This is a genomic window from Amphritea japonica ATCC BAA-1530 (genome assembly GCF_016592435.1).
Lineage (GTDB): Bacteria > Pseudomonadota > Gammaproteobacteria > Pseudomonadales > Balneatricaceae > Amphritea > Amphritea japonica.
The window spans coordinates 3,405,189-3,429,446 of sequence record NZ_AP014545.1 but is presented as its reverse complement, the minus strand read 5'-3'; the positions used below and the strand labels follow the sequence as shown (position 1 = coordinate 3,429,446).

The 24,258-nt window shown below is 46.8% G+C and carries 24 protein-coding genes; 20 read left to right on the top strand and 4 right to left on the bottom strand.

Going from position 1 to position 24,258, the window contains the following annotated elements; all coding sequences use genetic code 11:
* Positions 1-23 precede the first annotated feature (23 nt).
* Positions 24-893, bottom strand: a complete 870-nt coding sequence (locus AMJAP_RS15770) for a LysR substrate-binding domain-containing protein (protein WP_019623082.1) — start codon at positions 891-893, stop codon at positions 24-26.
* A gap of 134 nt (positions 894-1,027) precedes the next feature.
* On the opposite strand from AMJAP_RS15770, the gene AMJAP_RS15765 reads away from it, so the two are divergent.
* Positions 1,028-2,152: an S-(hydroxymethyl)glutathione dehydrogenase/class III alcohol dehydrogenase gene (locus tag AMJAP_RS15765; protein WP_019623081.1), complete on the top strand. Its 1,125-nt coding sequence runs from the start codon at positions 1,028-1,030 to the stop codon at positions 2,150-2,152.
* A 67-nt stretch (positions 2,153-2,219) separates the two neighbouring features.
* Entirely contained in the window at positions 2,220-3,062 is an 843-nt protein-coding gene (gene fghA, locus AMJAP_RS15760; RefSeq protein WP_019623080.1) for an S-formylglutathione hydrolase, read from the top strand.
* A gap of 93 nt (positions 3,063-3,155) precedes the next feature.
* On the opposite strand, the gene AMJAP_RS15755 is transcribed toward fghA, so the two are convergent.
* Both AMJAP_RS15755 and AMJAP_RS15750 read right to left on the bottom strand, forming a co-directional pair.
* Positions 3,156-5,252: a sensor domain-containing protein gene (locus AMJAP_RS15755; RefSeq protein ID WP_019623079.1), complete on the bottom strand. Its 2,097-nt coding sequence runs from the start codon at positions 5,250-5,252 to the stop codon at positions 3,156-3,158.
* Positions 5,253-5,492: 240 nt separating this feature from the next.
* Positions 5,493-7,196 carry a sigma-54-dependent Fis family transcriptional regulator gene (locus AMJAP_RS15750; protein WP_019623078.1) on the bottom strand — a complete coding sequence of 568 codons (1,704 nt, stop codon included), beginning with the start codon at positions 7,194-7,196 and terminating at the stop codon, positions 5,493-5,495.
* Between the two features lie 383 nt (positions 7,197-7,579).
* Here AMJAP_RS15750 and AMJAP_RS15745 point away from each other — a divergent pair, with 383 nt between their 5' ends.
* The 6 genes from AMJAP_RS15745 (at position 7,580) to AMJAP_RS15720 (ending at position 12,289) form a co-directional block, all read left to right on the top strand.
* Positions 7,580-7,876, top strand: a complete 297-nt coding sequence (locus AMJAP_RS15745; protein ID WP_019623077.1) for a phenol hydroxylase subunit — start codon at positions 7,580-7,582, stop codon at positions 7,874-7,876.
* A 55-nt stretch (positions 7,877-7,931) separates the two neighbouring features.
* Positions 7,932-8,918, top strand: a complete 987-nt coding sequence (locus AMJAP_RS15740; protein ID WP_019623076.1) for an aromatic/alkene monooxygenase hydroxylase subunit beta — start codon at positions 7,932-7,934, stop codon at positions 8,916-8,918.
* A gap of 32 nt (positions 8,919-8,950) precedes the next feature.
* Positions 8,951-9,220: an MmoB/DmpM family protein gene (locus tag AMJAP_RS15735; RefSeq protein WP_019623075.1), complete on the top strand. Its 270-nt coding sequence runs from the start codon at positions 8,951-8,953 to the stop codon at positions 9,218-9,220.
* Between the two features lie 11 nt (positions 9,221-9,231).
* Positions 9,232-10,734 carry an aromatic/alkene/methane monooxygenase hydroxylase/oxygenase subunit alpha gene (locus AMJAP_RS15730; protein ID WP_019623074.1) on the top strand — a complete coding sequence of 501 codons (1,503 nt, stop codon included), beginning with the start codon at positions 9,232-9,234 and terminating at the stop codon, positions 10,732-10,734.
* A gap of 64 nt (positions 10,735-10,798) precedes the next feature.
* On the top strand, positions 10,799-11,161 hold the full coding sequence (locus AMJAP_RS15725; protein ID WP_019623073.1) for a phenol hydroxylase subunit P4: 363 nt from the start codon (positions 10,799-10,801) through the stop codon (positions 11,159-11,161).
* 66 nt (positions 11,162-11,227) lie between these two features.
* Positions 11,228-12,289 carry an NADH:ubiquinone reductase (Na(+)-transporting) subunit F gene (locus AMJAP_RS15720; RefSeq protein ID WP_019623072.1) on the top strand — a complete coding sequence of 354 codons (1,062 nt, stop codon included), beginning with the start codon at positions 11,228-11,230 and terminating at the stop codon, positions 12,287-12,289.
* 44 nt (positions 12,290-12,333) lie between these two features.
* On the opposite strand, the gene AMJAP_RS15715 is transcribed toward AMJAP_RS15720, so the two are convergent.
* Positions 12,334-13,218 carry a LysR family transcriptional regulator gene (locus AMJAP_RS15715; protein ID WP_026340253.1) on the bottom strand — a complete coding sequence of 295 codons (885 nt, stop codon included), beginning with the start codon at positions 13,216-13,218 and terminating at the stop codon, positions 12,334-12,336.
* A gap of 138 nt (positions 13,219-13,356) precedes the next feature.
* Between AMJAP_RS15715 and AMJAP_RS15710 the strand changes: the two genes are divergently transcribed.
* The 12 genes from AMJAP_RS15710 (at position 13,357) to AMJAP_RS15655 (ending at position 24,213) form a co-directional block, all read left to right on the top strand.
* Positions 13,357-14,301: a glutathione S-transferase family protein gene (locus AMJAP_RS15710; protein ID WP_019623070.1), complete on the top strand. Its 945-nt coding sequence runs from the start codon at positions 13,357-13,359 to the stop codon at positions 14,299-14,301.
* On the top strand, positions 14,301-15,080 hold the full coding sequence (locus AMJAP_RS15705) for a DODA-type extradiol aromatic ring-opening family dioxygenase (protein ID WP_019623069.1): 780 nt from the start codon (positions 14,301-14,303) through the stop codon (positions 15,078-15,080). Before AMJAP_RS15710 ends, AMJAP_RS15705 begins: the two co-directional genes overlap by 1 nt.
* 223 nt (positions 15,081-15,303) lie before the next feature.
* Positions 15,304-15,651, top strand: coding sequence for a 2Fe-2S iron-sulfur cluster-binding protein (locus AMJAP_RS15700; protein WP_019623067.1), 348 nt, complete (start codon positions 15,304-15,306; stop codon positions 15,649-15,651).
* A gap of 28 nt (positions 15,652-15,679) precedes the next feature.
* Positions 15,680-16,603, top strand: coding sequence for a catechol 2,3-dioxygenase (locus AMJAP_RS15695; protein ID WP_019623066.1), 924 nt, complete (start codon positions 15,680-15,682; stop codon positions 16,601-16,603).
* Positions 16,604-16,743: 140 nt separating this feature from the next.
* Complete coding sequence (locus AMJAP_RS15690; RefSeq protein ID WP_019623065.1) at positions 16,744-18,204, top strand: 2-hydroxymuconic semialdehyde dehydrogenase; 1,461 nt, start codon at positions 16,744-16,746, stop codon at positions 18,202-18,204.
* A 90-nt stretch (positions 18,205-18,294) separates the two neighbouring features.
* Positions 18,295-19,080, top strand: coding sequence for a 2-oxopent-4-enoate hydratase (gene dmpE / locus AMJAP_RS15685; protein ID WP_019623064.1), 786 nt, complete (start codon positions 18,295-18,297; stop codon positions 19,078-19,080).
* A 42-nt stretch (positions 19,081-19,122) separates the two neighbouring features.
* Positions 19,123-20,031, top strand: coding sequence for an acetaldehyde dehydrogenase (acetylating) (locus tag AMJAP_RS15680; RefSeq protein ID WP_019623063.1), 909 nt, complete (start codon positions 19,123-19,125; stop codon positions 20,029-20,031).
* Between the two features lie 14 nt (positions 20,032-20,045).
* Positions 20,046-21,074, top strand: coding sequence for a 4-hydroxy-2-oxovalerate aldolase (gene dmpG / locus AMJAP_RS15675; protein WP_019623062.1), 1,029 nt, complete (start codon positions 20,046-20,048; stop codon positions 21,072-21,074).
* Positions 21,074-21,880 carry a 2-oxo-3-hexenedioate decarboxylase gene (dmpH, locus tag AMJAP_RS15670; RefSeq protein WP_019623061.1) on the top strand — a complete coding sequence of 269 codons (807 nt, stop codon included), beginning with the start codon at positions 21,074-21,076 and terminating at the stop codon, positions 21,878-21,880. The genes dmpG and dmpH overlap by 1 nt, the downstream gene beginning before the upstream one ends.
* A 58-nt stretch (positions 21,881-21,938) precedes the next feature.
* A complete protein-coding gene (locus AMJAP_RS15665) occupies positions 21,939-22,520 on the top strand; it encodes an antibiotic biosynthesis monooxygenase (protein WP_019623060.1) in 582 nt (193 codons plus the stop codon).
* A 10-nt stretch (positions 22,521-22,530) separates the two neighbouring features.
* A complete protein-coding gene (locus AMJAP_RS15660; RefSeq protein WP_019623059.1) occupies positions 22,531-22,722 on the top strand; it encodes a 2-hydroxymuconate tautomerase in 192 nt (63 codons plus the stop codon).
* A 477-nt stretch (positions 22,723-23,199) separates the two neighbouring features.
* Positions 23,200-24,213, top strand: a complete 1,014-nt coding sequence (locus tag AMJAP_RS15655) for a WD40/YVTN/BNR-like repeat-containing protein (RefSeq protein ID WP_019623058.1) — start codon at positions 23,200-23,202, stop codon at positions 24,211-24,213.
* The last annotated feature ends 45 nt before the right edge of the window (positions 24,214-24,258 follow it).

The following is a 24,258-nucleotide window of genomic DNA, read 5'->3' as shown; positions in this document are numbered from 1 at the left end:
ATAGGACATGCAAACTCTGATGTTTAGTCTAAGTGCTCTGCCAGATGATCGACTAGCATTCTGACTTTAGATGAGAGATGACGGTTATGAGGATAGAGTGCCCAGACACCTTCGCCTGCATGTTGGTAATTTCTCAGTAGGGATACTAGTTCACCGCTTTTTAGATGGGGTTCGACATAGTATTGGGGCAATTGCACGATCCCGATTCCTTTCAATGCAGCATCGAGTAGCGCCTGACCGCTATTGCAATGTAAGTTGCCACTCACTCTGATATTGCGCTCTTGTCCCTGCTCCAGAAAACGCCAGTATTCCAGGGTGCCGAGCAGGCAGTTATGGTGATTCAACTCCGTTAGCACGTGGGGCTCGCCATGGGTAGAAAGATAGGCCGGAGAAGCGCAGACATAGAGTTGTCGAGAGATCAGCTGTCGGGCAATCATGCTGGAATCTTCTAATTTACCTAAACGGATGGCCAGATCGTAGCCTGATGCCACCAGATCGACGGTCTGATTGGTCAGATGGCACTGAACCTCTAATTCAGGATAGAGGCAGATAAAATCATTAATTAGCGGAGCTATTTTTTGTTCGCCATAGGTTGCAGGCGCGGTTACCTTTAATTTCCCCCGGGGAGTATTTTGTAGATTGGTCACTGCTCGTTCGGCATCTTCCAGTCCGTTCAACAGGTGTCGACAGTATTGATAATAGGTCTGACCGGCTTCGGTTGGAGTTACTTTACGTGTGGTGCGGTAAAACATTTTTGTACTGAGACGGTTTTCCAAAGCACTGATCTGTCGGCTTACCTGAGCGGTAGATATACCAAGCTTCTGAGCAGCAGCGGTGAAGCTTGTTGTTTCAGTGACTGCTATCAACTCAGAAACTCCTTCCCAGCGATTCATTGTTACTTCCTCGTAAAAGTATATTGATAAAACGATAGATTATCTTGTTTTCATAAACAACTACAATGAATACATCGTTTATCGGCTATGCCTGAATAGTCCCTTGTACCCTAATCCGGAAAGAGTTGAAGAGAATGACCATGATTAAATCAAAAGCAGCTGTTGCCTGGGGACCTAACGAGCCCCTGTCTATCGAAGAAATTGATGTAATGCCTCCTCAGGCAGGCGAAGTGCTGGTGCGTATCGTTGCCACGGGTGTTTGTCATACAGATGCTTTTACGCTGTCAGGCGAAGACCCGGAAGGTATTTTTCCAGCGGTTCTTGGCCATGAAGGAGGTGGTATTGTCGAGCAGATTGGTGAAGGCGTAACCAGTGTTCAAGTGGGAGATCATGTGATCCCCTTATACACCCCGGAGTGTGGTGAATGTAAATTCTGTAAATCAGGTAAAACTAACCTGTGCCAGAAAATTCGTGAAACTCAGGGCCAGGGGTTGATGCCGGATGGCACAACCCGCTTCTATAAAGATGGACAGCCTATCTATCACTACATGGGCTGTTCTACTTTCTCAGAATATACGGTTTTGCCGGAGATCTCTCTGGCCAAGGTGAATAAGGAAGCGCCTCTGGAAGAGGTTTGTCTTTTAGGTTGCGGCGTGACTACCGGTATGGGAGCGGTTATGAATACCGCGAAGGTTGAAGAGGGGGCTACGGTGGCTATCTTCGGTATTGGCGGTATCGGTTTATCTGCCATTATTGGTGCAACGATGGCTAAAGCCAGCCGTATCATCGCCGTTGATATCAACGAATCTAAGTTTGACCTGGCACGTAGTCTGGGTGCAACTGACTGTATTAATCCTCAGAATTTCGATAAGCCGATTCAGGAAGTTATTGTTGAGTTGACTGATGGTGGAGTGGATTATTCTTTTGAATGTATCGGTAATGTGAATGTGATGCGTTCGGCATTGGAGTGTTGCCATAAAGGCTGGGGTGAATCGGTTATTATCGGTGTTGCCGGTGCCGGGCAGGAGATATCGACTCGCCCATTTCAACTGGTAACCGGGCGCGTATGGCGTGGAACGGCATTTGGCGGTGTTAAAGGCCGCTCTGAGCTGCCAGAGATTGTTGAACGCTATATGAGTGGTGAGTTTGCTTTGAGTGATTTTATTACTCACACCATGGGGCTGGAAGATATTAACAGTGCATTTGATCTGATGCATGAGGGTAAAAGTATCCGTAGTGTCATTCACTTTGATAAATAACTGTCAGTAATGCAGACTGCCATCGTATAGATGGCAGTGCTGAGGACTATATCTAAGGAAAGTACCTATGAGTCTTGAACTTGTAAGTCAGACGAAGAGCTTTGGCGGCTGGCATAAGCAGTATAACCATGCGTCATCTGCACTCGGCGTGAGTATGCGTTTTGCGATATTCCTGCCACCACAAGCGCAGTCTGGTGAGAAGGTTCCAGTGTTGTACTGGTTGTCCGGGCTCACCTGCACGGATGAAAATTTTATGCAAAAGGCGGGTGCGCAACGGATAGCGGCAGAGCTGGGAATCGCTATTGTGGCGCCAGATACGAGTCCCCGTGGTGACAATGTTGCTAATGATGAGGGCTATGACCTTGGGCAAGGAGCTGGCTTCTATGTCAATGCGACAGAGGCTCCATGGCGAGATCATTACCGGATGTATGATTATGTGGTTGATGAGCTACCTAAGCTTATTGAAGCGACCTTTCCGGTATCACAGAAGCGAGCGATTGCGGGTCACTCTATGGGCGGGCATGGCGCGCTGATGATCAGTCTTCGTAATCCGGATCGCTATTGCTCCGCTTCAGCTTTCAGTCCGATCAGTAATCCGAGCGACTGCCCCTGGGGGCGTAAAGCATTTAGTGCATACCTGGGGGGTGATGAAAGCACCTGGTCGCAATACGATACGACGGAGTTGTTACGTAATAGCCAGAGTAAGGTGCCTCTTAGGGTAGATCAGGGGCTTGCTGATACCTTTCTGACAGAGCAGTTACAACCTGAAAAGCTCTTAGGGGCGGCGGCTGAATCCGACTGTTCTTTACAGCTTGAGCAACATGAGGGCTATGATCATAGCTATTTCTTTATTGCTAGTTTTATCGAAGATCAACTGAAATTTCATCATCAGTATCTGGTCACTGAATAGACTATATCTGGTCGTGAAAATGATCTGATTTGTTTGTTGAGGTATGTTTTGGGGCTCTAGTCGAGCCCCTTTTTTTATGCTGAAAGTTGATATTTATAACGAGGTGATGGTATGCCGAGACTGAGCATTCAGGAGGCTTTCAAATTCAGCAGCAGGCAATGCTTTAGCGTAGAGCCAGCCCTGACCAAAGTCACATCCAGCCTGAGTGAGAAAAAGCTTCTGTTCTTTGGTTTCTATACCTTCCGCAATAACCTGCATATTGAGTTTATGCGCCATTAAAATCATCGCTTCACACAACGCTGCATCATTTTTGCTATCCGGCAGGTTACGAATAAATGTCTGGTCAATCTTCAGGTAGTTTGTATCGAAATCTTTCAGATACGCCAGAGATGAGTAGCCGGTGCCAAAGTCATCAATGGCCACTTTCATTGATCCCTGACGTAGATAGTCCAGCACTTCTCTGGCTTTGCGGTTGTTATCAATCAGGAGGTTTTCGGTGATTTCAATCACCATTGAGGCGGCCGGTACATTGAGCTGCTCTAGCTGTTGTAACCAGTCCTCAGGGAGAATCCCATTAGCCTTTAACTGCAGCGGTGACGCATTAAAACTGAGCTCAAGTTCAGTATGGCCCTGTTGCTGCCAGTGGCTGAGTTGGCGGGCAGCCGTGCTAAATACCCATTCGCCAATTCTCAGAATGAGACCCGTACTCTCTGCGAGGGGAATAAATTCTGCTGGTGAGGTCAATCCATTTTGCGGATGGTGCCAGCGTAACAGGGCTTCAGCTTTAATGATTTTTCCAGTCTGCAGATCAACGATTGGCTGATAATAAAGCTCGAACTGCTGACGTTCGGTAGCATACCTTAATTCACGAACCATGCTCATTCTTGCAACAGCTTGTTGCTGCATAGCCGGGGTAAAGTATTGATATCTATTTTGGCCTGCTCTTTTTGCCATATGCATGGCCTGATCTGCGTTCTGAAGCAGTTGTTCCGCTTTAACCGTATCGTCAGGGAACAGGCTTATACCGATACTGGCAGATATAAAGACTTGCTCGTCTGTTAATTGAAACGGTTGTTGCAACTTAGCCAAAATGTCATTAGCAGTGAGCTCTACTTGTTGTGGACTACTAATATCGTTTTGGATAATAGCAAACTCGTCACTACTCAGGCGTGCGACAAAATCAGATTTCCTGATTAACTGGTTTAGTCTGTTACCGGTTTGGCGCAATAAGATATCACCCTGGTTGTGGCCTAGCGCATCATTCACCTCTTTGAATCGGTCCAGGTCAATAATGAATAATGCGCCGCTTAACCCGGATTCCTGTGTCTTCCTTATCTCGTGTTTAAGGTTTTCAAGAAACAGGCGACGATTAGGCAGTCCGGTCAGTGAGTCATAGTTAGCCTGCTGCAGAATAAGAGCTTCGGCTTCTTTTTTCTTTGAGAGGTCCGTAAAAAGTGTCACCCGACGAGACACTGAGCCATCTACATCGTAGATCGTATCTATCGATTGCCATTCAGCAAAGACTTCCCCGTTTTTTCGCTTGTTCCATATTTCACCGCTCCATTGGCCGGTTTGTTCGATGACTTTGTCTATTTCGGCATAAAAGGAGGCGTTATGGCGCCCGGAATTTAGGCAATTAGGGTTGCGCCCTTTTAGCTCTGAGAGAGTGAATCCGGTGATGTCGGTGAAAGCAGGATTTATATCCAGAATCAGATTATTTGCGTCCGTCACCATCATCGCTTCACTACTGTTCTTGTAAACCAAAGAAGCGAGTAATAATTGATCGTGATTCCGTTTGTACTCGGATTGATCGACGATTTGGCTGATGAATCGCTTGATGCCCCCTTGATTATCAGGCTCAGCGACGATAGTTAGATAGCCGGGAATGATGCGTCCAGTCTTATGCAGATACCGTTTTTCAATACGAACAGGTGAAAAGGGGTCGGCTTTAAGCCGTGAACGGATATTTTTATTAATAGCGGCTTCGTCTGGATGGGAAATAATAACGTCTGAAGAATATATTTCGTCATTGCCGTAGCCAAGCATAGCCGCCAGGGCAGGGTTGACGTATTCAAAACTGCCATCCGAACGCGAAAGTACCATAGGCACCGGGGTGGCATCGAAAATATTTAATAGCTGCTCATCAATATCCATATATCTGGCAGGCGCGTGTTTATAACTGCTACACATGAGCCGAACCTAAATGTTTGTAATAATAATTCTAAACAAGAATGTTAGCATTATGTTCTTAATTTATAGGCTTTATAAGTGTTTTTTAAAACAACTTATGATCTATTGCTTTAGGTCATAAGTTTGCTCTTCAGGCTTGTCCTAGAGGCTCTTAAATTACTTAAAAGCCCTAGAGGCGGTAACTGAGAATCTCGTTTCCCTTTCCCGCCGCTATTAAGTTTAGACCTATATGTCGCAGGCTTAATTATTTTCCTGCATCTTTTTCAGCCGATACGCCAGCGCCGGGCGGGTTAATCCCAGTTTACGAGCGGCCTTAGAGACATTGCCGTTGACTTGTTCCATAGCAGAATCGATTAATTGTTTTTCCAGTGCCTCAAGACTGAAGTCATCGCTGAGAAGTTTATCTAGAGAGCCGGGATCAGACGGTACGGGAGTTTGTGGTTGCTCGGCCAACTGCCCTTGAGTATTAATAACATTGAGCGGATGAGAGGGTTCAGATAACGAAGGAAAAAAGCTGGTAAGGCCAATCGTTTGGTTATTGTCCGTCAGGATTACGCCGCGTTCAATCATATTCTCGAGCTCACGGATATTTCCTGGCCACTTGTATTGATTGAGCGCCAGCATCGCTTTATCAGAGATCCCTGCGGTTTTTTTGTTATACAACGTACAGTGCTTTTTGAGAAAGTGCTCGATTAACAGTGGGATATCTTCGGTACGCTCTCTTAAGGGGGGAATGTATATAGGGTATACATTGAGTCGATAAAAGAGGTCCGCCCGAAATCGACCTTCCTGAACAGCAACTTCCAGGTCTTCGTTGGTTGCCGCAATAACACGTACATCAATATGCCGGGTGCGGGTGCCGCCGACCCGTTCCAGTTCGCTTTCCTGCAATACTCTGAGCAGTGCTGCCTGGGCATGAGGGGTTAATTCGATCACTTCGTCGAGGAAAATAGTGCCTTGATTAGCCCGCTCAAATTTACCTTCTCTGGTTTGTGTCGCTCCAGTAAAAGCTCCTTTCTCGACGCCGAAGAGTTCGGCCTCAATAAGGTCCGGGGGAATACAGGCGCAGTTAACAGCAACAAAAGCTTGCTCTGCTCTATCGCTACTGGTGTGCAGGCCCCGGGCAACAATCTCTTTACCAACGCCCGTTTCTCCCTGAAGAAGGACGGTAACCCGGCTTTTGGCGGCTTTGCGGATTAAGTGGCAGATGTTCTTAAAAGCGCCGGAATGGCCAACTGAATTAATTAATATATCTTCTTCAACGTCGGGGCTGCGAAACTTATCTTTAAGATCAGATACTTCACTCTGTAACGCCATGATTTGCTCAATCATGGGGTCTGGCAGGAGATATTTTTCGTGTTCTTTATGGTCTTCCCACTCCTCGGCCGGCTTACCTACAATATGGCAGTGATCACTACCGGTACCTGCACACTGAGTTTCTTTGAAGAGGATTTGACGATTCATGTAATAGCTTGAAAAACCACTGGCGTAGCCTATCAGGGTCCAGCATACGGGCATATCTGAGTTGCCATAGTTTGCCAGATGCGCCTCAACCTCGTGGGAGTTATGCCAATCGAATTCGGCAAAGAAGTGCCCGCTCTCCACATCGAAATCAAGCGCTTTCGGGGTAACTTTAACCATCCCTTTTATGGCGTGTAATTGTGGGCCGACCATAAAGGCCTCTTCATGGGACATGTCAGGCCGTATTTTTTTTGCCAGCTCGGCGTCACGCCAACCGGTGTGGTAGCCGAAACGTATTAGAAAGCCTTTAGCGCGTTCGACGCCCATGGTCTGGATCAGTTCTTTGCGAAGCAGTCCCATCACGGCAGAGTGAATCAGCAGCATTCGCTGCTCTTCAAGCCATATTTTTCCTTCGCTGCTTTCGAAATGGATCTGCTTTAACAGGTCCTGAGTATCCGGGAGTGTCAGTGTGTTATCAGTCATCTTATTCTTTTAATTATGGTGATTAACTTTAAAAATCAGGATCCCTGTAAAGGTATTCGTTCAGGGTATCCATATTCATTGTGACGGTATTCCGAGTAAAAAAACAACCGCATTTTCTGTATATCGCGTGAATTTACGGCTCAAAGTGAATCATAAAGTTAACTTTTTCATCATTTTTTAATGATTTCATTATTTTGTATTTTGCTGTTTTAGAGGGGGTGATCTGGATTATAAGGCTCGGAGGGTAATCTCTAAATAAAAATAAAACATTGTAAATCAATTAATTAGATCTCTATTTTTACTTTTCTCTAAGAAAAATTTCCTGTCTGGCATAACCATTGCTGTATTCATGTTGATCAAACCTTAAGCCAAAGGAGACCACCATGGTGGATACGCAACTACATACCCGCAGTGGAAAGCAAGACAAGCCTGCGTTCGAACGGCTGACCAGATACGTCAGGGTACGTAGCTCCTCTGAATCACGTTTTGTTGAGTTTGATTTTGCCATTGGCGATCCAAGCCTGTTCGTTGAACTGATCATGCCGCAGGGTGCTTTTGAGCACTTTTGTCAGGTGAATGATGTGATCTTTATGACTGAAGAGCAGCAGCATGCAGTGGATGTCGAGATGGAAAAGTGGCGCTACGGCGAAGAAACACTGATGGCAAATAATCACGGTTGAACCACTGTGGATTTGACAATAACAACAATGACCCTGAAAAGTTGGGATAAAGCAGATGACCATTGAGATTAAAACAGCAACGCTGGAACCGGTACGCAATACCTTTGCTCATATCGAACGTCGTTTTGGCGATAAGCCAGCAACACGTTATCAGGAAGCAACCTACGATGTTGCTTCGGAAGTTAACTTTCACTATCGCCCACTGTGGCAGCCAGAGTATGAACTGAATGACACTGGCCGAACCGCAATTGTGATGGAAGACTGGTATGCCTTTAAAGATCCCCGCCAGTTTTACTATGGCACTTATGTGCAGATGCGGGCAAAGCAGCAGGAAATCGCTGAAAGTAACTACAGCTTTTTTGAAAAACGTGATCTGGCCCGTCTGATTCCTGAAGAAGTTCAGCAGAAAGTTATCCGTTTACTGATTCCTCTGCGTCACGTTGAACAGGCGGCGAATCTGAATAATGTGTATGGCAGTTCACTGGGTTATGGCACTGCGATTACACAGGCACTGCTATACAACGGTATGGATCGTTTGGGTAATGCTCAGTATCTGTCGCGTATTGGTTTGATTCTCGACGGCAACAGTAGTGACTCACTGACTGAAGCTAAGCGTTGCTGGATGGACGATGCAATTTGGCAGGGGTTGCGGGCTTACTGTGAAGCCAATATCTGTGTTGAAGACTGGTTCGAGTCTTTTGTTGCTCAGGACGTGGTGCTTGATGCTCTGATCTATGAGCTGGTTTATCTGCAGTTTGATCAATGGCTGGCAGATAACGGTGGTCAGGATATCAGCATGCTGACTGAATTCATCCAGAACTGGAACAAAGATACCAATCGCTGGGTTGACTCAGTAGTTAAGGTTGCGGCTGCGGAATCTGATGCGAACAAACAACAGCTGGAGCAGTGGATTGGTCACTGGAAAGGTAAAGCGATTGAAGCGTTGGCGCCATTGGCTGAAGAGATGCTCGATGCTGAAGCATTGAATAACGCGGTCGCTGCGATGGACAAGCGTTTAAATAAAGCCGGCCTGTTTAAGTAAGTCTGCCGACAATAAGAATAAGGACTATAACAATGTCAAAAGTATATATAGCACTCCAGGATAATGATGAGTCTCGCTATATCGTGGAAGCGATCGAAGAGAGTAATCCTGATGCAACTGTTATCCACATGCCGGCCATGATTCGTATTGAACAGGAGAATAAGCTGGTCATCGAACGCGCAGTGGTTGAAGAAAAGATGGGGCGAGACTGGGATGTGCAGGAACTGCACATCAACCTGATCACTCTGGGTGGCAACGTAGATGAAGATGACGACCAGTTCGTTCTCGAATGGAAACAGTAGGGGTAGAAAAAATGGCTGCTAAAAAACTAAATATCAAAGATAAATATCGCCTGCTAACCCGTGATCTTGATTGGGATTTTTCCTACGAAGATCCGAAAAAAGCATTTCCATATGAAGAGTTTGAAGGTATTAAAATTACCGACTGGAATAAATGGGAAGACCCTTTCCGTCTGACGATGGACTCCTATTGGAAGTATCAGGCGGAGAAAGAGAAAAAGTTATATGCCATTCTGGATGCCTTTTCTCAAAACAATGGTCACCTGAATGTTGTCGATCCACGCTATGTTAACGCGGTGAAGATCTTCCTGACAGGCGTATCACCGCTGGAATATCAGGCGTACCAGGGTTTTGCTCACGTAGGTCGGCAATTTAGTGGTGTAGGTGCCCGGGTTGCCTGTCAGATGCAGTCGCTGGACGAGCTGCGTCATGTGCAGACGCAGATCCATGCGATGAGCCACTACAATAAATTCTTCGATGGGTTCCAGGAATTTAGCCATATGCACGATCGCGTATGGTATTTATCTGTACCGCGTTCATTCTTTACTGATGCGCGTTCTGCTGGTCCGTTTGAGTTCATGATTGCGATTGGCTTCTCCTTTGAATATGTGCTGACAAACTTGCTATTCGTACCCTTCATGTCCGGTGCTGCACACAACGGTGATATGGCGACTGTTACCTTCGGTTTCTCAGCTCAGTCTGATGAAGCCCGTCATATGACATTGGGTCTTGAAGTGATCAAGTTCCTGTTGGAGCAGCATGAAGATAATGTGCCGATTGTCCAGAAATGGATCGATAAGTGGTTCTGGCGCGGTACTCGTCTGCTGACAATTGTAGCGATGATGATGGACTACATGCTGCCTAACAAAGTGATGTCCTGGAAAGAAGCCTGGGAAGTGTACTTTGAAGAAGCAGGTGGTGCGCTGTTTAAAGACCTGGCGCGTTACGGTATTACGATGCCGAAATATGCAGATGTAATCGAGAAAGAGAAAGAACACATTTCGCATCAGGCCTGGTGGACATTCTATACCCATGGTCATGCAGCGGGTTTCCACACCTGGATTCCATCTGATCAGGAGCTGGATTGGTTGTCAGAGAAATATCCGGACACATTCGATAAATACTATCGCCCGATGTGGGAGCTGGCTAAAGAACAGGAAGCTAAAGGTGAGCGATTCTATACCTCTGGCCTGCCACAGCTATGCCAAACCTGTCAGATCCCGATGCTGTTTACCGAAATGGATAACCCGAATCAGAACTCTATGCGCGATACCGTTTATCAAGGTGAGCGTTACCACTTCTGTTCTGACGGTTGCTGCGACATCTTCAAAGAAGAGCCAGAGAAGTATGTTCAGGCCTGGTTGCCAGTACACCAGATATTCCAGGGCAACTGTGGTGGTCCGGAAGTAGGCGATATTCTCAGCGATTTCTACCGGATGAATGTCGGTGTAGACAATATGGATATCAAAGGTTCGCCGGATGAGCAACGCTGGAACAAGTGGAAAGGCGTGGCGTAAGCCTTCAATAAGAATAATAAACCTGGGGTAGGGAACTACTCCGGGGTCATAAGAGGATATAAAAATGCCTGTATTTGCACTTAAGCCTGGCTATCAGGGCGAACGAATGGATCGGGTTGAAAACTTCGGTGGCAATCAGATTGTATATTTTGGCTGGGATGAACATCGTATGTTTTGTGCAGCTAAAGCATTCCCGCTGCCACCCTCCATGCCGTTTTCTGCTGTGATGGACCAAATTTTACCGGAGGCATTTAGTCAGCACCCTGAATTTAGTCAGATCAACTGGGATACCGTTGAATGGATGCTGAATAACGAACCGTTTAAACCGCAGTTGAATGTAAGTCTGGAGGCTCAGGGTGTAGATCATAAGTCGATGATTCGATTTAAAACACCAGAGTTAAAAGGCTATAACGGTTTGGGCGTTTAAGTCCACAGCTTCGTCTGAGTATGGCGGGGTGTCGGTTTTCCGGTAACCCCGTAGCAAGGTGAATATATGAGTTATGAAGTGACAGTAGAACCAACCGGCGATGTTATCGAGGTTGAAGAGGGTCAGACCATCCTGGATGCTGCCCTGCGGCAGGGGGTTTGGTTACCCTTTGCGTGTGGCCATGGAACCTGCGCTACTTGTAAAGTGCAGGTACTTGAAGGAGAAGGGGATCTGGGCAATGCCTCGCCCTTTGCGCTAATGGATATGGAGCGTGAAGAGGGTAAAATTCTGGCCTGCTGCTGTACACCTGAGTCCGATATGGTGATTGAGGCTGATATCGATGTTGATGAAGACTTTGCCGGTTATCCGGTGTTGGATTTTGTTGGCACAGTGACCGAAGTTCAGGATCTGTCGCCGACTATCAAAGGGATATTTTTTGAGCTGGATAATACGATGGAGTTCCAGGCCGGTCAGTATATCAATCTGAATATTCCGGGTGTTGAGGGTAATCGTGCGTTTTCCATCGCCAATAAACCTTCCGATGGGAAAACTCTCGAGTTACATGTCCGTCTGGTACCGGGTGGTGCGGGCACGACTTATCTGCATGAACAGCTTCAAGTGGGTGATACCCTGGATGTCAGTGGCCCGTATGGGCAATTCTTTGTGCGTAAATCAGATGAGCAGGGTGCGATTTTTATTGCGGGAGGCTCCGGCTTATCCAGCCCTCAATCGATGATTCTGGATATGCTGGAAGAGGGTGATGGTCGACAGATCACCCTACTGCAGGGCGCGCGGAATGTCTCTGAGCTGTATAACCGTGAGCTATTTGAGAACCTGGATAACGAATTTTCTAATTTCACCTATGTACCTGCGCTAAATGCGCCGGAAGAGGGCGATAACTGGGAAGGTTTTACGGGTTTTGTTCACGAGGCAGCAAACGCACACTTTGATGGTCGTTTTGATGGTAATAAAGCCTATCTTTGCGGCCCTCCGCCGATGATTGATGCGGCAATAACGACGCTGATGCATGGGCGTTTGTTTGAACGAGACATTCATATGGAGCGATTTGTGACTGCGGCAGATGGTGCCGAGGAGCAGAGTAAATCTGCATTGTTTAAACGGATCTGATCGCTTAAATTTCATACTCAATAGCCGCTTATGCGGCTTTTTTATTATGCTGACAAGTACTTTATCAGCCCATCAGAAAAGAATTTAACTTTTGTGGAAAGGTGTTGCCGGTGAGGGTAAACAATACTGACGGGAAGCGCCTGTTGAGAATATTCCTCAAACAGTGGGATCAACTCACCACGCTGTAGCATTCCCTGAACTGCAAAATCAGGGCATTGCGCTAACACCGTTCCGGTTCGTGCCATGTTTGCAGCGGCCAGAGCACTGTTTACACGGGTAATGAAAATCGGTTTTATTTCAATATTACGGTCCCCTTGTTGGAAGCTCCAACAGGCCCCTTCGCGCAGGTTACTATCAAACACTCCTAGCATAGACTCCAGTTGCTGCAACTTTTCTGGAAGGCCGTAACGGTCAAGGAAAGCAGGTGCTGCACAGAGTAACAGTTTACGGAATCCGGCGGGGCGAGCAATCAGGCTGGAATCCTGTAGTTCTCCAATCCTGATAGCCATATCGTAGCCGTCTCCTATGAGATCGACATAGCGGTCATTCAGCACCAAATCAATATTGAGCTCAGGATGATCGGTAATCATACGGGCAACAAAGGGCATCAGGACAATTTCGCCAAAGGTAGTTGGGGCAGAAATTCTTAAGCGTCCTACCAGCGATTGATTCTTATAGAGGAGCTCGGCTTCCAGAGTGGCAATATCATCGAGAATTTTCTTTGCCTGTTCATAGTAGATTTTTCCTTCGGGCGTTAATTGCATGCTGCGGGTTGAACGGATAATAAGGCGAACCTTTAACCAGGCTTCCAGTTGAGATACATGGGTACTTAACAGTGCTTTTGTCTTACCTAGCTGATGGGCGCCGGCGGTAAAACTACCCTCTTCGACAACGGCTATGAAAGAGGTCATTAGATTGAGCTTGTCCATGATTGTTAACTAAATCCATACAATTAGTTCAATGAATGAATTATTGTTTAATAATTTATCTTGGTCAAAAATTATCCGCATTAACTGATATTAATTTGGCTAAGCGCTTAAAGCAGGCTTTAGCACAGGAGGCCTGTCATGCTGGTAAATGGCGTTTGGCAAAGTAAGTGGGATCCGGTTCAGAAAAAAGATGCGCAGGGACGTTTTGTACGTCAGAGCAGTACGTTTAGGGAGGGGATTCCTGCTGAACGTATTAAAGCTAAGTCGCTAGGTGTAAAACTTTATGTTGCTTATATCTGTCCCTGGGCGACCCGAACTCTGATTGCCCGCTCGTTGCTGGGGCTTGAGCAAGCTATTCCTATTAGTGTTGTAGAGCCGGTATTGAGTGATTTTGGCTGGAAGTTTGGAGATTATCCAGGCAGCACATCAGCTGATCTTGAAGTCGTTGAGTATATGCATCAACTCTATACTCAAAGTGATGCGCTTTATACCGGCCGGGCAACTGTGCCAGTACTGTGGGACTGCGAACAGGGCGTTATTCTGAATAACGAATCTGCTGACATCATACGGATCTTTAATGACGATTTGCGTCCGTTACATCAGTCAGCGATTGATCTGGTTCCAGATTCTTTAGAACAATCTATAGATCGTTTTAACGAACATATATATGAATCTTTGAATAATGGTGTGTATAAAGCGGGCTTTGCAACGACTCAAGAGGCCTATGAAGAAGCCTGCAAAGGTGTGTTTGATACCCTGAACTATTTAGAAAAGCATTTCTCTGAATATTGCTACGCAGTAGGAGAGCTGCTGACCGAAAGTGATATCCGATTATTTGTAACGCTGGTGCGCTTTGATCCAGCCTATTTCAGCTTATTTAAAACGAATCGACAGCGAGTTAGCGACTTCCCGAATATCTCAGCTTACCTGGAACGCTTATTGCGAATACCGGGATTTGCTAAGAATACCCGGATAGATCATATAAAGGCGGGTTACTACTCCATAAAGGCTTTAAATCCGAATGGTATTGTACCTTCGGGTCCTGAGTTGGATTGGTACCGTTACCTAGGGGAGCTTTCCTGATGGAAGATAAAGCGCCGGTGATGTTTATCAGTCATGGATCGCCTATGTGGGCCATTGATCCGGGTGAAGCAGGAAAGCAACTGAGCCGGTTTCAAAGCCTGTTCCTGGACTGTAAAGCGATACTGGTTATCTCTCCGCACTGGCAGACCAAAGGACTTCAGTTAACGGCTGTGGATAACCCGGAAACTATCCATGACTTTGGCGGCTTTCCTGAAGCCTTATATCAATTACGGTATCCGGCTATTGGCCATCCAGAGCTTGCTGCAACGATCCAGTTACATCTGCAACAAAACCAGTTCAAGGTAGAGCTGGATCGTTGCAGAGGGTTGGATCATGGAGCCTGGGTTCCTCTTATGCATCTGGCCCCGGCTGCGCATATTCCGGTACTACAGCTATCGTTAGATAGCCGGTTAAATCCGGTTAACTTGCTACTGCTTGGGCGGGTGCTTGGTGAACTGAGAAGTATGGGAGTTGCCATTATCGCGACCGGAGGCGTAACTCATAATCTATTTGATATAGCGTTTAATCATGATCCTCCGGTTGCCTATGCTCAACGTTTTCAGGATTGGGTCAGGGAGAAGGTCGCCTCTCGTGATACGACAGCGCTGAGCCAGCCGGATGTTGAAACTAAAGACTATCAACAGGCACATCCCTCTTCAGAGCACTACTTACCTTTATTAATGGCTGTCGGAGCGAGTAATTGGCAGGACTCGTTCAGGGTATTAGAGAGTCCGATTCTTTATCGGTCGCTCTCCATGGAATCATACCTCTGGTGTTAAGGATGACTAATGAAATCATTAACCTTATTGCTGAAATGATTAATCTTTTGAATAGAAACCCGCTCATAAAAGCGGGTTTTTTTATGTTCTCTTATTATGAATATGTTTTTTAAGTCAAATAAAACAATGTGTTATTGGGTTTTTGGTTGTTTTTTTAAATGCTGGCACAGTGGTTGCTCTAACTAAAGTGAGTGAAATCGAATGAACATGTATGGAGACCTGAATGCCCGATCAGTCTAGACATCAGATTAGGGTTATTAACCGGAATCAGACCTTTGAATGTGCTGAAGATCAGGTGCTGCTGGTGGGTATGGAACGTCATAGTGCTGCAGCTATCAGTGTGGGTTGTCGGGGTGGTGGTTGTGGCATTTGTAAAATTCGTATTCTCGCTGGAGAGTATGAAACAAAGCGGATGAGCAAGGCCCATATATCGGAAGCAGAACAGCAGCGTGGCTATGCTCTGGCTTGTCGGGTCTTTCCCTGTACCGATCTGGAAATTGAATCAGATCACTACCAGGCCCCGGAATCTTCATATCAACAGGCTGCTGAAACGCAACCTACAGTTAAATAATAAAAGTAAAAATACTGAGGAAAAGATCATGAGAAAAGGTGTAATGCGTCCCGGTCATATCCAGATTCGGGTATTGGATGTTGAAGAAGCGCTTAAACATTATCGTGACTTAATCGGTCTGATCGAAGTTGAACGTGACGCTCAGGGCCGCGTATACCTAAAAGGCTGGACTGAAGTCGATAAGTTTTCAGTGGTGTTACGTGAAGCAGATGAGCCGGGCATGGATTTTGTTGGCTACAAAGTACTGGATAACCAGACCCTTGAAAAATTGCATGGCGAGCTGATTGAACATGGCTGTAACGTAGAAGAGATCCCCGCAGGTGAGCTAAATGGCTGCGGCCGTCGTATCCGTTTTGACTCTCCGACCGGTCACATGTTTGAAATCTATGCCGAGAAGGAACGAACCGGTAAGTGGGGAGTGGAAAATGTGAACCCTGAAGCCTGGCCTCGTGGTTTGAAAGGTATGAAGGCAACCCGCTTTGATCATTGTTTGCTGTACGGGCCGAATATTAAGGGCACGCTGGATCTGTTCCGGGATGTGCTGGGATTTGAGCTGGCAGAGCAAGTGCTGGATCCAGAGGGTACCCGTATTGCTCAGTTTCTGACGGTAGGTATGAAAGCTCACGATGTTGCTTTTATTGAGCACCCAGAGCCAGGTAAATTTCATCACGCATCATTCATTCTGGATACCTGGGAGGATGTGTTACGTGCGGCTGACCTGATCTCCATGGAAGATGTTTCTCTGGATATAGGGCCGACCCGTCACGGTCTGACCCATGGTAAGACTATCTATTTCTTTGATCCATCAGGCAATCGTTCAGAAGTCTTCTGTGATGGTGATTATCACTACCCGGATCACGAGCCTGTTACCTGGCAGGCTGAGCAACTGGGTAAGGCTATTTTCTATCATGACCGGGTGCTGAATGACCGATTCCTAACGGTTCTTACCTGATCCTGTCAATGTTTCACCGCGCTGCTACTGAACAGTAGCAGCGCATAATTAATAGCAGCTCTCTTGGTTGGTTCTATTGGCTGTTGCTTGTCGGTAACTAAGGTCTGAAATGGATTACCACAGGCTAGTGAGAATTAAAGATGAATGAATTTAAAAATTTTATAAACGGTGAGTTTGTTACCACTTCGAGCGGTAAGACTTTTGAAAACCGTAATCCGGTAGATAACAGTCTGATTGGTATGGTTCATGAAGCGGGTAAGCCTGAAGTAGATGCCGCGGTACAGGCTGCGAAAGCTGCTATGAAAGGTCCTTGGGGCAAGATGACACAGGCGCAGCGTATTGAGATGTTGAATCGCGTAGCCGATCGAATCAATGAGCGTTTTGATGAGTTTCTTGATGCGGAGTGCAAAGATACTGGTAAGCCTCGTAAAGTCGCTTCCCATATTGATATTCCTCGTGGTGCGGCAAACTTCAAAGCGTTCTCTGAAACCCTGGCCAATCACCCTACCGAAGCGTTCAAACTGGATACTCCTGATGGCAAAGGGGCGTTGAATTATGGTCATCGCAAGCCTAAGGGTGTCATTGCGGTCATCAGCCCGTGGAACCTGCCTTTACTGTTGATGACCTTCAAGGTGGGCCCGGCTCTGGCATGTGGTAACGCTGTGGTTGTTAAGCCTTCAGAAGAAACGCCGGCGACAGCAACATTGCTGGGTGAAGTTATGAACGAGTGTGGTGTTCCACCCGGAGTGTACAACGTAGTGCATGGTTTCGGCGGAAATTCTGCTGGTGCATTTCTCACAGCTAACACTGACGTTGATGCGATTACGTTCACCGGAGAGACCAGTACCGGTGAAACGATTATGCGGGCTGCTTCAGTTGGACTACGCAATATTTCGATGGAACTCGGTGGTAAAAATCCGGGCATTGTATTTGCCGATTGCGATATGGACAAAGCGATTGAGGGCACTATGCGCTCAGCGTTTGTTAACTGTGGACAAGTGTGTCTGGGTACCGAGCGGGTCTATGTGGAACGTCCGATATTTGAAGCTTTTGTACAACGTCTGAAAGAGGGTGTCGAAAACCTCAAATTAGGTCGTCCGGAAGATCCAGAAGTGGATTTCGGTCCTTTGGTGAGCCAGGAGCATAAAGAGAAAGTTCTCTCGTATTACAACCTGGCTGTTGAAGAAGGTGCGACTGTTGTGGTTGGCGGTGGAATTCCAGATATGGGTGCTGAGCTGAATGCTGGTGCCTGGGTCGAGCCGACGATCTGGACCGGTTTGTCCGACGATGCCCGGGTGGTCAACGAAGAGATCTTTGGCCCTTGCTGCCATATACGGCCCTTCGATACCGAAGAGGAGGTTATCGAACTGGCTAACGATACACAGTATGGACTGGCCGCCACTATCTGGACTGAAAATAGTTCCCGAGCAGTACGTGTAGCTGAAGCGATGGATGTAGGACTGGCGTGGGTTAACAGCTGGTTCCTGCGTGATCTTCGGACTGCGTTTGGTGGTGCAAAAGAGTCAGGTATTGGCCGTGAAGGTGGGGTGCACGGTCTTGAATTTTATACTGAGACAAAGAATGTATGTATCAAGCTGTAAGGCACTAACACCTTTTTGTTATTCAGACAGACTGCAGAAATCAGACTCGTAGTCTGGCCTGAATGACTTATACAGTTCTAGGAATAAATTATGAATCAAGAACAGATTATACAGTGTGGCGATGAGTTGTTTCAGGCGATGACTGAACAAAAGACGCTACGCCCATTTACAGAACGATATGACGATATCACCGTTGAAGATGCTTACCATATCTCGTTGCGGATGATCGAACGCAGAGTTGCTGCAGGTGAAAGAATCATCGGTAAAAAAATCGGTGTCACTTCGAAAGCAGTACAGAACATGCTCAATGTTCATCAGCCGGATTTTGGCTATCTGACAGACAAAATGGCGTTTTCTGAAGGTCAGGAGATGCCTATTAGTGAGCAACTTATTCAGCCCAAAGCTGAAGGTGAGATCGCATTTATCCTGAAAAAGGATTTGATTGGTCCCGGGGTTACAAATGCCGACGTATTAGCGGCTACCGACTGCGTATTGCCCTGTTTTGAAGTAGTAGATTCGCGTATTGAAGACTGGCAGATCAAGATCCAGGACACGGTAGCTGATAATGCATCCTGTGGGTTATTCATCCTGGGTGACCAGGCAGTGGATCCCCGCAAAGTCGATTTAACAACTTGCGGCATGGTGGTGGAGAAAAACGGTGAAATTATCTCTACGGGTGCTGGTGCAGCAGCGTTGGGAAGCCCGGTTAATTGCGTCGCCTGGCTGGCAAATACCCTGGGTCAGTTCGGTATTCCTTTGAAAGCGGGTGAGGTCATTCTTTCAGGCTCATTGGTGCCTTTAGAGCCGGTGCAGGCCGGTGACTTTATGCGGGTTTCCATCGGCGGTATAGGTTCTGCCTCAGTACGTTTTACCTAAAAATCGAAGTCTGAATAGCAGCGAATAAGTTGGGAAAAGAATATGAGTAAGAAATTGAAAGCCGCCATTATCGGCCCCGGTAATATCGGTACTGATCTATTGATGAAAATGATGCGTTCCGATTGGATCGAACCGGTCTGGATGGTGGGCATAGACCCTGAGTCTGAAGGTTTAAAGCGTGCTCAAGAGTTTGGTATCAAAGTTTCCACTACCGGTGTTGATGGTCTGGTACCGCATGTATTGGAAGATGATATTCGCGTTGCGTTTGATGCGACGTCTGCTTATGTGCATGCAGAGAATAGTCGAAAACTCAATGAGCTGGGTGTGATTATGATCGACCTGACTCCAGCGGCTATCGGCCCGTTTTGTGTGCCTCCTGTGAACCTGGCTGATCATGCTAAGAACCTTGAGATGAACGTCAATATGGTGACCTGTGGTGGTCAGGCAACGATCCCTATGGTCGCAGCGGTTTCACGTGTACAGGAAGTTGAATATGGAGAAATTGTAGCCACTGTTTCTTCTCGTTCAGTAGGGCCGGGGACACGTCAGAATATTGATGAATTTACCCGAACCACTTCGGGTGCTGTTGAGAAAGTTGGCGGTGCTAAGAAAGGTAAGGCGATCATTATTATTAACCCGGCTGAGCCTCCGCTGATGATGCGTGACACTATTCACTGCCAGACGACGGATACACCTGATCAGGCGGCCATCACTGAATCTGTTCAGCAGATGGTGAAAGAAGTTCAGAAATATGTTCCCGGGTACAAGCTGGTTAACGGGCCTGTATTTGATGGCAATAAAGTATCGGTGTTTATGGAAGTGGAAGGTCTGGGTGACTTCCTGCCGAAGTACGCCGGTAACCTGGATATTATGACCGCGGCGGGATTGCGTACCGCTGAGATGTTTGCTGAAGAAGCCGAGGCGGGCAGTATCGAACTGCCAGCCCGATAAGTGGAGGATAAGTGATGAGTATACAAGGTAAGAAGGTCACCCTTCATGATATGAGTCTGCGTGATGGTATGCATGCAAAGCGCCATCAAATCTCTCTGGATGAGATGGTCAGCATCGCGACCGGTCTGGATGAGGCGGGTATGCCGTTGATTGAAGTCACTCACGGTGATGGTCTGGGCGGCGCTTCTCTAAACTACGGCTTTCCGGCTCATACCGATGAAGAGTATCTGTCAGCGGTAATCCCGAAGATGAAAAATGCCAAAGTATCCGCTCTGCTGTTACCCGGAATCGGAACGGTGGAACATCTTAAGATGGCGAAAGATCTGGGCGTCAGTACGATTCGTGTTGCCACTCACTGTACCGAAGCGGATGTCTCTGAACAGCATATTGGTATGGCTGCGAAGATGGAGATGGATACTGTTGGCTTTTTGATGATGGCGCACATGGTGTCAGCTGAGAAAGTGCTGGAACAGGCAAAGCTGATGGAGAATTACGGCGCGAATTGTATCTATTGTACCGACTCTGCAGGATACATGCTGCCAGAAGAGGTTAAGCAGAAGATCGGGTTGCTACGTGCCGAGCTTAATCCGAATACTGAGCTGGGATTCCATGGGCATCATAATTTGGGAATGGGTGTTGCTAACTCTATCGCTGCGGTTGAAGCCGGAGCAAACCGGATAGATGGTTCGGTTGCAGGGCTGGGAGCCGGAGCAGGTAATACGCCACTGGAAGTCTTTGTAGCGGTATTGGACCGAATGAATGCCGATCATGGTATCGATCTGTATAAGATTATGGATGTTGCTGAAGATCTTGTCGTGCCGATGATGGATCACCCGATTCGACTGGACCGTGATGCGCTGACACTGGGGTATGCCGGTGTTTATAGCTCATTCCTGTTGTTTGCTAAACGAGCAGAAGCAACCTACGGCATTCAGGCCCGTGACCTGTTGGTAGAACTGGGTCGTCGTGGAACAGTAGGAGGCCAGGAAGATATGATTGAAGATCTGGCGCTGACAATGGCGAAAGAAAAGGGGCTTATCTGATGGCTAATGTTAAAGAAAATAAGCTGACAAAAAAGCAGATTGAAGAGCTAGCTATTCATCTGGAAAATGCTGAATTACAAGCCTATGACGTAACAAAAATCACTAATGATTTTCCGGATATGACGTACGAAGATGCTTTCGATATCCAATGGGAGATTCGTCGCCGGAAAGAGGCGCGTGGTAATAAAATCGTGGGTATGAAAATGGGCCTCACCTCCTGGGCGAAGATGTCGCAAATGGGAGTTGAACATCCTTGCTATGGCTTCTTAGCGGATTACTTCTCTGTACCCGATGGCGGCACAATCAAACATGATGAACTGATCCATCCCAAGATCGAAGCTGAGCTGGCATTTGTGACTAAAGCGCCTCTGAAAGGTCCGGGTATACATATTGGTGATGTGCTGCGTGCGACTGACTTTGTCATGCCTGCGGTGGAAGTGATCGATTCTCGCTACCGGGATTTCAAGTTCGATCTCAAGTCAGTTATCGCAGATAACTCATCTTCAGCACGCTTTATTACGGGTGGGCGAATGGCGGACGTTGCCGATCTGGATCTTAAGAATCTGGGCGTGGTAATGGAAGTAAATGGTGAAGTCGTGGAGCTTGGTGCGGGTGCCGCAGTATTGGGCCATCCGGCAGCATCGGTGGCGATGCTGGCAAATATGCTGGGTGAACGCGGTGAAGAGCTACCTGCGGGTTCCTTTATTATGATTGGTGCGATTACTGCAGCGGTTCAGGTGAATCAGGGCGACTCATTCTGTGTCCGTTATCAGGGGTTAGGCTCCATTTCAGGAAAGTTTGTATAAGTTCTGCATTTAGTCGTCTCTGGCTATGCCGTAGATATATGAACTGGGAAATTTTTTGATGACTGAAAGCTGTATTCAAAAGCAACTGATTGAACCGGGTGAAGAAGGCCCGGTGACGGTGAGTATTTCTCGCCAGGTTAAGCCTGGGTGTGAAAGTGCTTATGAGGCCTGGATTTCAGGTGTGATTGATGCCGCTTCCAGTTACCCGGGACACCAGGGGAGTAATGTACTGCGTCCCTCGGCATCTACTCAGGATCGGTATGTGTTGATTTACCGTTTTGATAGTTACGAAAATTGTCAGAATTGGGAATCATCGGTCCTGCGAGGAGACTGGCTGAATAAGTTGGACGGGCTAGTGGAAGGTGAGGCTGAAGTGCAGAGGGGAACCGGTCTGGAATTTTGGTTTGATCTGCCGGAACTTCCGGTCAATAAGCATCCGTCGCCCCATAAGATGGCGCTGATCCTGATCAGCGTGGTGTATGTGTTGGTTATCGTTCTGAACATATTGCTGGCACCGCTATTGGTGGATGTCGGATTATGGTTAAAGACGGCTGTGATTGTGGTTCTGCAGGTATTACTGATGACGTATTTAGTAATGCCGAGGGTAACCCGATGGCTGAAAAACTGGTTGTACCAGTAAGGAAAATATAATGCCGATAGTAAGTATTAATATAATGGAAGGTCGCTCTGATGAGCAAAAAGAGCAAATGATAGATGCTGTAAGCGATGCGCTTGCCAGTTCACTGAATGCGCCGAAAGAGAGTGTGCGCATTATGATTAATGAGATGCCTAAACAGCATTTCGGGATTGGTGGCCAGTCGGCAAAAAAACTGGGTAAATAAGACCGCCAGAGTCCTAAAAAAACCTCCTGATCAGGAGGTTTTTTTTGGCTTGAGTAAATTGCGATTATTGAACCAATCGTTAATTTAGCAACGCTCAGATAGATAGCTCAGAGAACGATTTCTGACCAGTAGCCTCGATAAACTGGTCTGATAAAAAAGTCTTTATGGGGCGCTTATTAGCTGCCTTAGGTGAGCCTCTTCTTCGTGGGTTAGTGCGATTAATTCAGTACTTTCACTACGACTTCATTGCTTAATCATTTGCTTAATCATTTGCTTAAAAACCTGATTATTTAATCAAAAAAGTAGTGTTCTCAATACTTTAATATCTGATTCCATAAGGATGTAAAATGTTTTAGCTGTTTTAACCATCTGAAAAATAAGGAATTAAAATTATTTTGTTGATCTTGGTCATGTTCTGGCACAAGGGTTGCTCTTAACCCCTATAGCGATTTTATAAAACTGTGTGGTGTCGTAAAAATGAGAGCAATAAATACAACAAGGCTCCAGAAAACTGATCAACAGACGGAAGGTAAATCAGGTCAGGCCGTTTCTGGTTTTAAATCGGCTGCACTGCTGGCGTCGATAACGTTGCCGTTGTTGTTAACTGGCTGTGAAGCGCCCTTGAATCTGGAAGGTATAGAGCAGGAGAAAAGTAAGTCAGTACGGCGTACTGATCAGCTGCAGGCGCTGGCTAAAAGTAAAGATGTAATTATCGTTGTCGGCTCTGATGGTTTGGTGTTGACCGGCAGTGCACCAGAACTCAATTGGCAGCGTCAGGAGCTTGAGTCTAAGCCAAACTTTGTGGCGGTTGAAACCTGCCCTGATGACAGTCTGATCGCTTTGAGTATGGAGCATCAGCTATGGATCAGCGATGACCAGGGAGCTAGCTGGCGCAGCAGTGATATTCCTACCTCTGAAAGCCTCATTTCGGTGACTTGTGGTCCGGATAATAGCTACTGGGCAACAGGCAGCTTCACTACGCTGATGAGCAGTCATGATAAAGGTGCTAACTGGACTGAGTTGAGCCTGAATGAAGATGCGACAATCTCAAGCATACAGTTCTTTGATCAAGATAATGCTGTAGCGGTAGGCGAGTTTGGTTTTATGGCTCGTACTGAAGACGGCGGCCAGAACTGGGCGATTCAAGAACCTATTCCGAATGAATTTTTCCCATTGGGGAGTCACTTTAGTAATGCTTCTATCGGTTGGGTCGCAGGCTTGGGTGGCACCATTCTTTCTACTACAGATGGTGGGCTGACCTGGCAAAAACAGGCCACACCAACTGAGTCTCCGATCTACAACTTCTACGCTAATGAAACCCGGCTGTTTGCCTTTGGTGATCACGGCACCGTATTAGAAAAACAGGATGATAAGTGGCACAAACTGGATGCGCCGAAGGTTCCGGTTTATCTGCGGGCTGGTAAACAGATAGATGAGAAACGACTGCTGGTCTCTGGAGGCTGGGGTGCTTTATTTACGGTCGATATCTGAGCTGTCTTAGAAAAATCACTGATTTAACAATAATAAATTTGGAAT